The sequence below is a fragment of the Paenibacillus sp. ALJ109b genome, assembly GCF_010747435.1.
Classification (GTDB): Bacteria; Bacillota; Bacilli; order Paenibacillales; family Paenibacillaceae; genus Paenibacillus; species Paenibacillus taichungensis.
Window position 1 is genome coordinate 1 of record NZ_JAAIFP010000028.1, and the last position, 12,597, is coordinate 12,597.

General features: G+C 34.9%; 19 protein-coding genes and 1 pseudogene. All 20 read right to left on the bottom strand.

From position 1 onward, the window contains the following. Nucleotides 1-28: 28 nt before the first annotated feature. Nucleotides 29-355: pseudogene (locus G3352_RS24040) on the bottom strand (methyltransferase domain-containing protein); the annotation flags it as partial. A 13-nt stretch (nucleotides 356-368) separates the two neighbouring features. Continuing rightward, nucleotides 369-800: a GNAT family N-acetyltransferase gene (locus G3352_RS24045; RefSeq protein WP_163760741.1), complete on the bottom strand. Its 432-nt coding sequence runs from the start codon at nucleotides 798-800 to the stop codon at nucleotides 369-371. 33 nt (nucleotides 801-833) lie between these two features. Next, nucleotides 834-1,256 carry a DUF1801 domain-containing protein gene (locus tag G3352_RS24050; protein ID WP_163760743.1) on the bottom strand — a complete coding sequence of 141 codons (423 nt, stop codon included), beginning with the start codon at nucleotides 1,254-1,256 and terminating at the stop codon, nucleotides 834-836. 15 nt (nucleotides 1,257-1,271) lie between these two features. Then, on the bottom strand, nucleotides 1,272-1,496 hold the full coding sequence (locus G3352_RS24055; RefSeq protein ID WP_163760744.1) for a hypothetical protein: 225 nt from the start codon (nucleotides 1,494-1,496) through the stop codon (nucleotides 1,272-1,274). A gap of 5 nt (nucleotides 1,497-1,501) precedes the next feature. Then, nucleotides 1,502-1,924, bottom strand: coding sequence for a GNAT family N-acetyltransferase (locus G3352_RS24060; RefSeq protein WP_163760747.1), 423 nt, complete (start codon nucleotides 1,922-1,924; stop codon nucleotides 1,502-1,504). 14 nt (nucleotides 1,925-1,938) lie between these two features. Next, nucleotides 1,939-2,469, bottom strand: a complete 531-nt coding sequence (locus G3352_RS24065) for an NUDIX hydrolase (protein WP_240343203.1) — start codon at nucleotides 2,467-2,469, stop codon at nucleotides 1,939-1,941. Between the two features lie 32 nt (nucleotides 2,470-2,501). After that, nucleotides 2,502-3,278: an rRNA adenine N-6-methyltransferase family protein gene (locus G3352_RS24070; protein ID WP_163760750.1), complete on the bottom strand. Its 777-nt coding sequence runs from the start codon at nucleotides 3,276-3,278 to the stop codon at nucleotides 2,502-2,504. Between the two features lie 213 nt (nucleotides 3,279-3,491). Further along, nucleotides 3,492-3,965 carry a GNAT family N-acetyltransferase gene (locus G3352_RS24075; RefSeq protein ID WP_163760752.1) on the bottom strand — a complete coding sequence of 158 codons (474 nt, stop codon included), beginning with the start codon at nucleotides 3,963-3,965 and terminating at the stop codon, nucleotides 3,492-3,494. A gap of 362 nt (nucleotides 3,966-4,327) precedes the next feature. After that, nucleotides 4,328-4,735 (bottom strand): NUDIX hydrolase, encoded by a 408-nt coding sequence (locus G3352_RS24080; RefSeq protein ID WP_076289617.1) that lies wholly within the window; start codon nucleotides 4,733-4,735, stop codon nucleotides 4,328-4,330. A gap of 103 nt (nucleotides 4,736-4,838) precedes the next feature. Continuing rightward, complete coding sequence (locus G3352_RS24085) at nucleotides 4,839-5,678, bottom strand: phosphotransferase family protein (protein WP_240343207.1); 840 nt, start codon at nucleotides 5,676-5,678, stop codon at nucleotides 4,839-4,841. A gap of 60 nt (nucleotides 5,679-5,738) precedes the next feature. Then, nucleotides 5,739-6,338, bottom strand: coding sequence for a DUF2441 domain-containing protein (locus tag G3352_RS24090; RefSeq protein WP_163760756.1), 600 nt, complete (start codon nucleotides 6,336-6,338; stop codon nucleotides 5,739-5,741). A gap of 112 nt (nucleotides 6,339-6,450) precedes the next feature. Continuing rightward, nucleotides 6,451-6,975, bottom strand: coding sequence for a P-loop nucleotide/nucleoside kinase family protein (locus G3352_RS24095; RefSeq protein WP_163760758.1), 525 nt, complete (start codon nucleotides 6,973-6,975; stop codon nucleotides 6,451-6,453). Further along, complete coding sequence (locus G3352_RS24100; protein WP_163760760.1) at nucleotides 6,976-7,494, bottom strand: GNAT family N-acetyltransferase; 519 nt, start codon at nucleotides 7,492-7,494, stop codon at nucleotides 6,976-6,978. Nucleotides 7,495-7,519: 25 nt separating this feature from the next. Further along, nucleotides 7,520-8,068, bottom strand: a complete 549-nt coding sequence (locus G3352_RS24105; protein ID WP_163760762.1) for a GNAT family N-acetyltransferase — start codon at nucleotides 8,066-8,068, stop codon at nucleotides 7,520-7,522. Nucleotides 8,069-8,312: 244 nt separating this feature from the next. Next, the gene (locus tag G3352_RS24110) at nucleotides 8,313-8,837 is read right to left on the bottom strand and encodes a GNAT family N-acetyltransferase (RefSeq protein WP_163760763.1); all 525 of its coding nucleotides are present in this window, start codon (nucleotides 8,835-8,837) and stop codon (nucleotides 8,313-8,315) included. Between the two features lie 157 nt (nucleotides 8,838-8,994). Further along, nucleotides 8,995-9,990, bottom strand: coding sequence for a serine hydrolase domain-containing protein (locus tag G3352_RS24115; RefSeq protein ID WP_163760764.1), 996 nt, complete (start codon nucleotides 9,988-9,990; stop codon nucleotides 8,995-8,997). Nucleotides 9,991-10,016: 26 nt separating this feature from the next. Then, the gene (locus G3352_RS24120) at nucleotides 10,017-10,487 is read right to left on the bottom strand and encodes a DUF5662 family protein (RefSeq protein ID WP_163760765.1); all 471 of its coding nucleotides are present in this window, start codon (nucleotides 10,485-10,487) and stop codon (nucleotides 10,017-10,019) included. A 275-nt stretch (nucleotides 10,488-10,762) separates the two neighbouring features. Continuing rightward, nucleotides 10,763-11,560 (bottom strand): phosphotransferase, encoded by a 798-nt coding sequence (locus G3352_RS24125; protein WP_163760767.1) that lies wholly within the window; start codon nucleotides 11,558-11,560, stop codon nucleotides 10,763-10,765. A gap of 54 nt (nucleotides 11,561-11,614) precedes the next feature. Next, a complete protein-coding gene (locus tag G3352_RS31500; protein ID WP_275898458.1) occupies nucleotides 11,615-11,836 on the bottom strand; it encodes a GNAT family N-acetyltransferase in 222 nt (73 codons plus the stop codon). Nucleotides 11,837-11,941: 105 nt separating this feature from the next. Then, complete coding sequence (locus G3352_RS24135; RefSeq protein ID WP_163760769.1) at nucleotides 11,942-12,562, bottom strand: zinc dependent phospholipase C family protein; 621 nt, start codon at nucleotides 12,560-12,562, stop codon at nucleotides 11,942-11,944. Nucleotides 12,563-12,597 lie beyond the last annotated feature (35 nt).

Consider the following 12,597-nt stretch of genomic DNA (forward strand, 5'->3'; position numbering starts at 1 on the left):
TTTGTCTCACGTTATGGGGTCAGTCCCATGCAATGTCATACTTTTTCTCCAATACAACGTCTTCTATATCACAAGTAATAAATTCTGTATCATAAGGAAGTTGGGAGAAAATCGTCTTAGCTTCATTGATTAAAATTTCACCCTTATCTACTCCAGTGTAGGTTGACCCTTTTGGTAACAAAGGCAGCAGCTTAAGACCCAAATAACCAAACCCACACCCATAATCGATAACGCTTACAGGTTTATCTATCTTCCAAACAAATTGCACTAAAAATTGAAGGTAATCGTCATTGTAGTAAAGCCATCTCGTATTTTTAAGGTATTCAATTTTATTATCCCAATAATATTCAGACATTCGATTATGCTCCTTATATTTTCTTTTGTAGTAATACTTCTTCCGTTCTCACATAGTTTGATTTTTCGTATGTCTTTATAGCCCTTTCATTACTTTGGCCTGTCAGAATCTTTACACTGGTAACACCTCGTGCTTTGAGTTCCTCCTCTATAAAAGCAATTAGCAACGTAGCCAATCCTCTTCTCCGAGCAACTTCAGCAATATACATTTCTGTGATTTCTCCCTGGAGTGCACGATAACAAAAAGATTTAAAATATTGAGCACAAGCGAACCCAACTGCCTGCTCGTCAATCACAGCTAGAGCAATCAACTCATTAGATAAAGCAAGGCTATCTATTACTTCTTCTACGGATGTACTTACGCCATTAAAAGCATCATTGAGCTTAAGAAGGTCCTCTGCATCATTTTCGTTCGCCCAACGTATATGAATGTTCTCTTCTTTCATCACGAGACCTCCAATAATAACTGTGTACAGAAATTAATGATTTGGATAGGTTTCTTTCAAGAACTTGATGGATTGGTTGATTAATGCTTGTAATACATCTAGATTGATATCTGCAACTTTATTGACGTATACACATGCTTTTCCTGTCGTATGTTTTCCAAAGCCCTTTAATAGATTCTCTCGCTCTGCATCACCTGTCGCAAAATACAAACTAATTTTTGCTTTTCGAGGAGAAAAGCCCACCAGTGGTGCATCTCCTTCGTGACCAGAATCATATTTATAATGATAAGCGCCAAATCCAATAATACTCGGTCCCCACATCTTTGCTTTATACCCTGTTGTTTCAGTGAAAATATCCAATAGTTGATACGCGTCTTCACGCTTTTTGGGATTCTCAACACTTTCAATAAATTCAATGACACTGTTGTCTGTTTCTTTTGTTTTAAGTTTATACATTGATAAAATCCCCCTTCATGTCTTTCGTAGCTTTAACGCAGGAAAAAGACTTAATATCAGACCAACAATCAGAAACAATATCCATTGTTCGTAACTAATGATTAGAATCAGTTCCCAAAAGCTTGCTGGCCCGGAGTTTGGTTTATCACTGTAGGGATAGGCAAAAATAGCTGGTATTACTCCAAGGGCTGTAAAAACGATTCCAATGTTCAAAGAAAGAAAATAAATAGCTTTCTTCATAGTCATCACGCCCTCAAATAATCAGGAAGTCTTATCATGAAGCGTTCACTATTTCTATTAAATTGATATTGTTCATATAATTCATGTGCATCCAATGTTCCAAGTAACCCCATTAAATCTTTAAAGCGATCCGATTGTGTTATCACTTCAATTAGTTTCTTACCAAGTCCTTGGCCCCTATATTCCTCATGAATAAAAACATCACAAAGCCAATACATTGTCGCATCATCTGTGACAACCCTTGCAAAACCAACTTGAATTTCTTCCTTATAAATCCCAAAACATACTGAAGAATGTATGGACTTCTCAATTTTCTCATCGGATCTCTTATTGGCCCAATAGCTTCTAGCTAAGAAACCCTTTACCGCATTGATATCCATAAATTCTTTGTTATCACTGATAAGATATTCTCCATATATAAATTCCATCAATCCAGCTCCTCTCAAAATCCTTGATAATTCAAGTAATACATAATTCCAGCACGATCAACATCAGAAAAATCTAATGGATTCTCCATAAATAATTTATTCATTTCCTTAATGTCAATCCATTGAATATCTATTGTTTCGTCACCAGCTTCTAACAAATCTCCACTTGCCTTACATCTAAAATAATATCCAACAGAATCAATTGGTCCATTAATGGTTTGATAAGCAGAGAATGGTCTAAGACACTCTACTTCAAATTCAGGATTTATTCCACTTGTATCAATTCTTGTTTCAGTTCCTTCAATTTCATAAACATCTAATCCAGTTTCTTCTTTAACCTCTCTTATCAGAGCTTGGATCAACGATTCAAACGGTTCAATTCTACCTCCAGGAAGTTCAAACTGAAAAGAAGAGTCAGCCTTTGTTCTTCTTTGTATAACGACTTCGATAGCTTCAATATTAATTCTTTCAATGATAGCTCTTGAGTTAACATAGAACATCCAAACCAGTCCTTTATAAGGTTTAAATTTTTTTATAGTGTTCATATCGTTGTCATATTTCGAAATGAACAATTCAGTTACTTCAACTTCTTTCCTAAAAACAAAGCAACTCTATGGTCCTTGAAAATATATCCACCTGATCTATCAATAGAATTTTTGATTTTATTTAACAAATTGTTTCTGTCCGGTTCAGACAGTTGTCTATGCTTTGAATTGGTATTAAGCAAAGAAATATAATTGCTGCTTGTATATGAAAGGATTTGGTTATATTCTTTGACTTCTATTCTTTTAAAAATACCTGTTCCTTCAGTGATCGTTTTTCTTTCATTTATGGTTTCTTCAGGTGTTTGTAATGCTGAATCGTCCAAATGTGGTGCAAACTCTTTATAGTGAGATCGTATTTCATTATGGATCTCATCGTACATTGGCACATGAATGGTCCAGAAGAAACCAATTGCACCTGAATCCTCAAGTAACTCCCACACCCTGCGATAACCAAACTGAGGATCAATAAAATGAAATGCAGTACCCGAAACTGCTAATTTAAAAGGACTACCTTCACCATCCCAATCTTCGAACGATGTATTGATCACTTTAAGAGATGTATAGGATTTGAATTTTTCTGCAGTGAGCTGGGCTAATTTATCCCCCAATTCAATACATGTAATATTTTTATATTCTCTATTAACTAATCCACTTGTTGCTTGTCCAGTTCCGCAACCGATTTCAAGGATTTTATCTTCTTTTAATGCATTTGAATAATTAAAAATATCGTCAAACATTTCATTTGGATAGGTGGGTCTATATTTTTCATATTCACTAGCAATACAATTAAACGTCTCTTTACTCTCCACTGGTCATACTCCCTTTATTATGATTTTGGTTATTTCCAATAACGTTTCTGTATCTATGAACCCTAAAAGGGGTCTCAATTGAGATACTTCTCCAATCTCCACCCCTCAGATCAAACTTCCGTCAGGACCAAAGCTTGAATATTACGTTATACAATTTTGTTAGCCTTAACGCGCATCGACCTAGATTAGAGTCTTTGATTTTTTCTTGATTACCTAAATCATACGTTTTTCATAAATCACAATTGTCATTTTGTCGTTAATTTGTTTCGGATCTCCCTTCTGTCTATATCCTAATTTTTCATAAAGGTAACAATTCCTCTGCTCTTCTAAGATTGTAGCCAACTCCCATATTCTCGCATCGCTATATCTATCTTCAATCATTGAAAATACTCTTTGTGCAATCCCTCGCCCTTGGTAATCGGGTAAAATAAATACAGGGCTTACTCGATAGATTTTATTCTCCTTTTTTACTATTCTAATGGCCCCCACAGGAATATTTGCTTCTCTTATTAGGTAATAATCTGTATAGCTTTGATTTATTCGATCTTCTATTTGTTCTACCGTTTGATTTGCTGGGCTTGTTTCATAGTCTTTATATTTATTTAATAGAGGCATGAATGCTTTTATTTGCATTTCGTGAATGATTGAAGCTTCTTTAAGACCTGCTTTGGATAATGAGATTTCCATTTCATATCTTCCTCCGTTATTAAAGCTAATTTAATGTTTTGCTTCTATGTTAGTTCCCAACAGTACACGTATAATATGCGGTTTCGTTCTTCTTGAATGCATTCTAAATCTCTAACTTCATTTGTATAGTTATTATTTTTTGTTCATCTAAATTCGTTATTCGCATATTAATGGGTTAAAACCATGCTTGTGATAAAATGCTAGTCCTCTTGAATTTGTGCTAAGACATGATAATAATAAATGTTTAACTTTATAAATCGATTTCGCCTGACTGAGGAAAAGAACTTATATTTTTTAAGTCTTCATTCATTAGAGATCTATAAGAATAGATAGGTACCATCTCCTTTTTTGGGTTAGACGGTTTAGAATTCAATATAAAATGGTTGCAAATCTGGCCTTAAACAATATTCGATTCGTTGTTTGAAGTTCTTCCAAGTCACCTTATTTAATGCTTCTTCTATTGGAAAATATCCTGTTTCTAGGCTTTCACTAGTTACTATGGGTTCTCCCCCAATCGGTCTTGCTAAAAATAATGTATTCACGATTGAACCCTTCACATTCTGGAATATTCCACAAAATCGAATAATCTCTATATCAATCCCTGATTCTTCTTTTGTCTCCCTGACTGCGGCATCCTGTAAGGATTCTCCTTCTTCCACTTGCCCTCCAGGCATTTCCCATCCTCTTCTGGGTCCCCGGACTAGTAATATTTCATTGTTCTCATTCATTACAATTGCAGCCGCTGAAACGATATGCTTAGGTGGATTCATAGATATAGATAATCCTCTCTTGGGGTATTAGTTTTAAAGTAATTTCCAATCGTCCTGCACAAGCGGGAAACGATGCTATGTATAGGGCTTCCTCATCCATAAATTATCCTACAAAGTTGGTTTCCAATGTCCATTCCAATCTTTTTAGCCATTCATTTTTCACTTCTTCATTTGTGTACTTTATCCGATCTAAAACATTAATTACTCTTGAAACTGAGTATACCTTCACTAATTCATTTGTAATCTTCAGATCTGAAAATTTACTATACGCATTAATAAAAATCTCAGACAACTCCCGAGAGAAGTTTGGATAATGTAAATGTACAAACCATATTACCCATGCGACATCTTGCAGTGGATTCCCCCAGCCTGCCCACTCCCAATCAATAATAGATATTAATTTATTTGATAAAATTGCATTATGCGGTCCATAATCTCCATGGATTAAGGTTTTCTCCCCTATAACTGCTACATTAAGTATCAGTTTTACTTTTTCCTTTTGATTATTCGGTACATAGTTAAGATCATCAATATCAATATTTATTAGTTCTATGATTGGTAGGTCAGGGTCACCATCTCTCCATTTTAATGAGTGAATATCTTTTGCAAGATGAATTCCAAGCAACTCGTAGATTTCCTTAGCTCTATGAATGTCTCCATCATCAAGAAATCTCTGGCTGTTAATTCCGTGCACATAATCCATAATAATGTACTGTGAACCGTTGTCTTCAAAATATTCATGAATCTTTGGCGACACACCTGTGTGATTCAATAGGGTTAAACAGTTAATTTCTGTTATCGCATCACGATTAAGAGCATTGAAAATCTTTGCTACGACCAGAGGATCTGATCCCTCAAGTAAAATACTGCTGTTGGTGTAACCTCCGGTAAGCTCAGTCAGTGTACTATATTTAAATTTATGTAATAAGATGTCATGCACCATCAAATTCAGCCTTCTTTCTTTATTCTTAGAATCACGACTTTCGGAGCTACTCCTAACTCATCATGTCAAAGGTGAAAAGTCCTCAATAATCTCTACTACTTCGATTTTTCCGTTAATCAAAAGCTCTGGTAGTTCATTCTCTACATTACCTTTCCAATACGCTTTGGCTTGTTCAATTTTACGTGAAAATGATGCTCCATCTTCCTTTGGTAATAGTGCTCCATCTCCTTCAAATGACTTTCCATAAACTCGAAGTTTAACAATTTGTAAAACATTCCTGTTATAAGAGTCGAATATTGCTTTCCATTTCAAAACTTCGTCATAGCTCTTCGCAGCATATAAGCAAGACATTCTTGATGGGTAATCAGGATACTCTTGCAGTCTTACCAATTCCACGATCACTTCTCTAATTGCTCTAATTGTCTGTCCTGTATACTTAATAGCCACATCTGCATTTTCTTTATTCAAATGCAACCCTTCATTTGAATAATGACCGTTTAGAATCTGAAAAAAATCTTCACCATTTGTGTTTTGGAATTCCCTCTCAAAAAAGAAATTATATAAAGTATTCCTTTGGTCTTTGTCAAAATTAATTATCTGCCCGATTTTCATTTTTTCCCTTGTTACAATATGAAAAACATAAAATGCATTCTCTCTCAAAGTACCTCTCCTCCTTCCCCAGAAGGGGGAAAATCTCATAACTCGTTTGTATTAAATATTTTAAAGCGTTTGCATTTTTTCTCATTAGATCTTCGATTTCACGAAACATCACTTATTTTTCATCAATATAATTTAAAACGTTATTTAAATACTTCTCTATAGGTTGTGACGAATCAACACGCAAACATTGAATATGATTAGGTCTCTTACTTTCATTAACATTATTTTTAAACTCTTCTTCAGATGTATCCGAAATCTGACTTATCATCCGTCCTCGATTTTGTAATCTTTTACTTATTTCCTGATAGTCATTCAGGTAACATTCAACGTACTTATATTTAGCATTATACTTCTTACTTAATGATGAACCTCTTTCAATCATCTCAGGATAAAAGCATGGACTATCGAATATTACGTCATAGCTTTGGGAGAGATAAAACTCTATCAGGGCCCAGTCAATATTATATGAAGTCATACCTAAAACTTTTAATTCTAAATTACTATCCCCAATGGATTTTAATATGGAAGACTTTGAGATATCATGATCAATAATTATGGCACCCGTAATTTTAGCGATCCTTCTTGAAAGAGTCGACTTACCGGAACCAGGAAATCCCGACATTTGAAGAAAAAACATCTATGAACCCACCTTTCCCTTGGAGATTTCCAATTCATATTTAACTTGCGTTTTGCTGTGCCCTTCTATGGTTTCGATCATCATTTCTATTTCTTTAAATCCACTTTTCTCATAAAATGCCCTTCCTATATGATTCTCTTTCCCTACCCAGGCAAACAGTTTATTTATTGGCTTTAAAACTTGAGTGAATCTCTGAATGAACTCTTTACCTATTCCCATTTTGTGATATTCAGGTCGTAAATAGATTCTTAGTAATTCATATTCTTCTTCTTTGACTTGTCTTGTTTGAGCATATCCAGCGACTTTTCCATTAAATTCTGCAATTAAAAAACTCCGTTTGGCACTTTGAAGATCTCTCTCGACAGATCGACTTAAATTCTCATCTGAATATGCTCTACTTAGAAAATTTTGTATGTAGCCTTCGGAGTATATGCCTTTATAAGTATAATTCCATGTTTCTTGAGCTATGGATTGAATGTGTGGGATATCCTCATGTGAGACAAATCTAATTGTAATCATCTGGCTATCCTTCTTTCGTTATTAATTAATGAACTTTATAGTCCTTCTTAAGAAATGCATAAATGGCATTATCAACAAATCGATTCTTCCAATAAAAATTCCCCTTCAATATGCCTTCTTCTCTGAATCCGATTTTCTCAAGAACCTTTCTTGATCCCACATTCTCCGGTTCTACAAATGCTTCAATTCGGTTTAAGCCAAGCGTATTAAATCCATATTCAATTACCTTTTCAACCACCTCGGTCATAAAACCTTGATGCCAATATTCTGGTGTTAGTTCATATCCAATGACAGCTTTATAATGCTTCTTCATCCAGCCATGAAAGCCACATGTTCCAATTACTTTGTTTTCAGACTTCAAAGTGATTCCCCAACGAATGGCTTGTCCTGTTTCAAATCTTTCATTCCATCTTTGAATTAAATCTTCTGCCTGTTTAATGTTTGTAAAACTCTCCACATCATAAAACTTCGTAACTTCATCCAATGAAAAACATTGAAATAGTTCTGGGGAATCATTCTTTGTTAGCTCTCTTAATACAAACCTTTCTGTTTCTAACTTAGGAAACTGAGACATTTTAGTTCTCCTTAATGGTTTAAGTAGTTTCACTCAGCATCTCTAGGATTCAAATAAAAATAAATCCATAGAAACTGGGATCTTTCATGTCCTTAAATGAGGAAATTATATGCACTAAGCGCTAACCATATTATTACATATATGAAGTAAATCAAGCAAAAAAAAAGCAGATGGTCTCTCATCTGCCCTGAAATATGGGAGAAAGCCATGCAGCTGATTTAAAAATCCCTCCATGATCTTGATCTTAATTTTCCTCGACTGCCAATCTCCAGTCATTACATCGTATGGTAGTCCCAATAGGGTATTCAAAATCACACTCGCCAATATACGAAAAGCCCAGCTTGCGACAAATGGCATTTGAAGCGGGATTCTTGGTTTTAGGAAAAGCGTGAATGAATTTATGTTTCTTCTTTTCAGAACGGATAGAAGCTATGGCTTTTGCTGTTGCTTCTGTCGCTATTCCTCTACCTTGATATTCCGATAAAACACTCCAACCTATCTCGTAAATAGATTCTTCTTTCCACGTCTGATCCCAATACCCTACACTTCCCACGACTTCAAGATGAGGAAGCAAAAGGATCTTAAACATTTTCCCTGTTCCATTTTGGGCGATTTCATAATAGCGCTTATGACGAGCTAGGATTTTCTCCTCAGTCTCTGGTCCTCCGAAGTGCACTGTCATCTCAGGCGAATTTAATTGGCGAAGCAAACCTAGATCTCCTTCGTCCCATAGTTCAATTCTTACCTCTGGCGTATTCCTTTGTTCCATCTCACTCACCTCACTATTTTTATTTATAATCAATTTTAGAGGAAGAGATTTACTATTCTCAGATCAATTATATCAGAACATACATTCTTATAAAGTAAAAATTTATCATCATCATTTAAGATGGAATAACTGATATCATTTAAGCCAAGTTCACGGTTTATAGATCTTCTATGTACTTACAGACCAAATCCCCAAATGTTTTAATATCCTCAAGATAGTTGTACCCTAACGGATTTTGTCCAGTCTGATTATACATTCTTACCGCTACAGTTTTACACTTAGGAATGACAAGACAGGCACATCCAGTGGCACCCAGAGACTGAAAAGAACCGTATGGAAGTTTATCACCTAATTCTGTAAAAGACCGCGGTTCATCTTGCACAAACCAAAAAAAACCGTTTCTCGGCAATTGTTGTTCCAGATCAGGAGGACTAATAATAGTGGTTGTTTGCTCAAATATTTCTTTAGGAAGTATCTGCTTCCCGTTTATAGCTCCCTTATTCAAATACAGATAACCCCAATATGCCAGTTCCTTTGTGCTCATAAATAAGTTGGCTTGGTTACCTTGATCATCCTTATATTGTTCATTAAGCCATACTAATTTTTCATTATTTTCCTTCCTCCATCCTGTTTGGTTAAAGCCCATAGGTGAGAATAAACGCTCTTCGAGTAATTGTGATACAGGGATTTTATATAATTTCCGAATAATCTCGATTAGCAGATTAACACCAGTATTATTGTACTTCCAGTCGGTTCCTTGAAGAAACAATCTATTATGCAGATCACCTAAACCATGAGTGTGGGTTAACAAATGTCGTATTGTTATATGCCTTAGTGCTTCCCTATCTAACTCATTCAAGTAGTCCACAACAAGATCATCTATACTTCTGACCTTACCTTCATGTAATGCAAGACTAATAGCAAATCCTAAAAATGTTTTTCGAACTGAAGCAACATTAAATTGTGATTCCTCATCAACTAATCGACTAGGTTTAGAATTGTCATGTACTCCTGAGTACCATTCATTCACGATACGATCATTATGAATAATATATGTCGCAGCAGCGGAAGCAGATATTTTATTCTTTACCTGTAAGACATAATCATTCAGTTCAATGAATGCTTTATTATTTGATATTTTTAGGTTAAACAATGAAAGGTGCACCTTCTTCACTATGTTTATTGTTGTTGTTTTTTCTTCATGAAATTTTCAAGTTCTTCCCTTGTCTTTGGGTGTAATATTATACTTTCAGATGTCATCATTCTTTCTGGTAAATTAGTTTCTTTAACTTTACGCCCCCATTTTCTTGAGAAAGACCGCCAGTCACATACCATTTCTATCAAATATTTCTTTGGCATTGGTAAGGCTTCTCTAGTATTTTTATTTACTATCCAATATTCCCAGTGGTGTTTATTATGATTTTGATGGTGCAGCCACGCATTCTTCCACCTCAGCTCGGTATCCTCGTCCTTCTGATTTGAATAGAATTTACGTGCATAAGGAAAAAATTCGTGAGGAGAGAATTTAGACATGTCATGGATTATCCCTTGAAGATATAATCCTTCTTTCCAACATTCGATAAGGACGTTTAATTTATGATCCAAAACATAAAGAAAATACCGCCAATATACTTGGAGTATAGTGACCATCTCCTTCGGTTTTAAAGTTTCTTACTCAATTTAGAAACAATCGGTATATATTCCCCGTCAAAATGAAATTGATAGCTGTTGTCTATACGTATATATCCGTAAATACAATGTTCTCTATTCCTGTAAACAACGCTGGAGAAGTTTTTATTGTCTTTGTTACCTTCTGCAACCAATAATCGGTTTCCCTCACATGCCAAAACAATTCCAATATGATCATGAGAATTATCGGATAGAATTGACATGGTGTTATCTGCTGGACACGTTGCGAAGGGATACTAAAAGAAGCTATATAATCCATTTTCAAAGTAGTTATACTCTTCATCCGTTATTCTTAACTTGCCATATGCGTTAAAAAATATTTCTTTATCTCTATCATTATCGAAAGCATTATATTTTGGTCTAATTGCCAATGCTACATCATATCTTGGGTCCCCGTATGTAGCTCCTGACCAATCGATAACTCCAACTATATTGCATTCATTAACTAATACATTATCTATTGTAAAATCGCCATGAATCAAAGTGTTATCTATTGATTTAGGTCTTACTTCTTTCAATCGTTTAAGTAGTTCTTCTGATCCGTCTACTTCAAAGTGGGTTAAATTATATTCTGCTTTATTTAGCATTGTATCTAACCAAGGATTATCATTCTTCAATAATTCAATAGGATAAGAACATTCATGTATTTTCTTTAAACAAAGTCCAAAGTTAAAAATAGCTTTTTCTTTATCTTTGAGATCGGGCTCTTTGGATAGAAATTCTCTCAAACTTATTCCATCAATATAATCCATTAAAAGCCATCTCGATTTATCCTCGATATGATATAAATGTGCTCGCGGAACTGGTAATCCCGTATGGTAAAGAGATTGAAGCACCTTGTATTCTTCTGACAACCATTCATTATAGAGATCGTTTTCTGTCTTTTTGATCACGTACTTTTTATCGGACGTATCCAAAATAGCCACGATAGAAGTATGACCTTGCCTGGGAAAAGTAATTCTCTGAACTTTTCCGATTTGTTCTATTATTTCAATTGGGAGGTCCTGAATTATCATGCATTCATCCTTTCTCACATTTCTTTCTCTTTTAGATAACGTTCCCTACAACCCGAGAGGCTCAAGAAAGTATCAAATGTTATGCCAATAGAAAGTATAATGAGAGTGCTGTTGAAAGCCTAATGATTTATAAGAAGAACTATCCGAAATAACATATGCTTTTTCAGCACCTAAGGACCGACCTCTTTTCAAGGCTTCTAATACCACTGCTTTTCCAAGCCCCTTCTGCCGATACTCCGGAATTGTACATACAGGTTCAACATAAATTATTAAATTTACAACTTCGAGCCACATGACATTGCGATTGACTTTATCTCATGTCTTTAGACCGAACAGCTACCATGCGGGTGCGATACGTGGATGCATTGTTAAGGGACACCTCAGACTTCACAAAATTATTTACAAATTGTACTTTATCTTTATATACTTCATATTCAATATTCCCATATCGACTGATGTCTCTAAGTATCCAATGATCTGCTCAAAAGTAAAAACATTAAGGGCTTCTATCAAAATCTCTTTGTCATAATCCAAATCTTCAAATACATATGGCACAAACTTCTCAACATCTGTAGATTTAACTTCTTCTAAATCCGGTATTGTTGGAATGTGATTGAGCCTGTTTCTTAATTCCTCTTTATATCCATAATGTTCAAGCAACTTGCCATTCAATAATCTAAAGTCGTTATGATACTGATTATATAGTTCCTCATTAGCTTCCATTCTGTTCCTTAACCAAGGTAAATTAAAACCTTTTAACCATATATCATCCGCAATTAAATGTGTGAAATAACCCAGAACATAAAGGTCTTCTGCCTTTGATCGGTACTTATGTAAAAATCCTTTATAGTCTACGTTCCTTGAATAATCCTGAATTTCACCAGCAAAAAAATGTGATGAATCTTTTGTTGTAACTGCGTCCGGTGCAATATTTCCAAGTAAAAAAGGCGTTTTATCTACTATAGATAAGGAATTTGCGATTCTATTTGCCACAATCAGATGCATTATTCTTGAACCCATACTTCTTCCTCCCCTTAATGAAAGTTTGAAGTCTG

Excerpts from the sequence above, each read along its gene's own strand:
- G3352_RS24080 (WP_076289617.1), bottom strand. The coding sequence starts at position 4,735 with ATGAATCCACCTAAGCATATCGTTTCAGCGGCTGCAATTGTAATGAAT.
- G3352_RS24085 (WP_240343207.1), bottom strand. The coding sequence starts at position 5,678 with ATGGTGCATGACATCTTATTACATAAATTTAAATATAGTACACTGACT.
- G3352_RS24050 (WP_163760743.1), bottom strand. The coding sequence starts at position 1,256 with ATGTATAAACTTAAAACAAAAGAAACAGACAACAGTGTCATTGAATTT.
- G3352_RS24095 (WP_163760758.1), bottom strand. The coding sequence starts at position 6,975 with ATGTTTTTTCTTCAAATGTCGGGATTTCCTGGTTCCGGTAAGTCGACT.
- G3352_RS24120 (WP_163760765.1), bottom strand. The coding sequence starts at position 10,487 with ATGGTCACTATACTCCAAGTATATTGGCGGTATTTTCTTTATGTTTTG.
- G3352_RS24045 (WP_163760741.1), bottom strand. The coding sequence starts at position 800 with ATGAAAGAAGAGAACATTCATATACGTTGGGCGAACGAAAATGATGCA.
- G3352_RS24105 (WP_163760762.1), bottom strand. The coding sequence starts at position 8,068 with ATGTCTCAGTTTCCTAAGTTAGAAACAGAAAGGTTTGTATTAAGAGAG.
- G3352_RS24060 (WP_163760747.1), bottom strand. The coding sequence starts at position 1,924 with ATGGAATTTATATATGGAGAATATCTTATCAGTGATAACAAAGAATTT.
- G3352_RS24135 (WP_163760769.1), bottom strand. The coding sequence starts at position 12,562 with ATGGGTTCAAGAATAATGCATCTGATTGTGGCAAATAGAATCGCAAAT.
- G3352_RS24110 (WP_163760763.1), bottom strand. The coding sequence starts at position 8,837 with ATGGAACAAAGGAATACGCCAGAGGTAAGAATTGAACTATGGGACGAA.
- G3352_RS24100 (WP_163760760.1), bottom strand. The coding sequence starts at position 7,494 with ATGATTACAATTAGATTTGTCTCACATGAGGATATCCCACACATTCAA.
- G3352_RS31500 (WP_275898458.1), bottom strand. The coding sequence starts at position 11,836 with ATGTGGCTCGAAGTTGTAAATTTAATAATTTATGTTGAACCTGTATGT.
- G3352_RS24055 (WP_163760744.1), bottom strand. The coding sequence starts at position 1,496 with ATGAAGAAAGCTATTTATTTTCTTTCTTTGAACATTGGAATCGTTTTT.
- G3352_RS24075 (WP_163760752.1), bottom strand. The coding sequence starts at position 3,965 with ATGGAAATCTCATTATCCAAAGCAGGTCTTAAAGAAGCTTCAATCATT.
- G3352_RS24065 (WP_240343203.1), bottom strand. The coding sequence starts at position 2,469 with ATGAACACTATAAAAAAATTTAAACCTTATAAAGGACTGGTTTGGATG.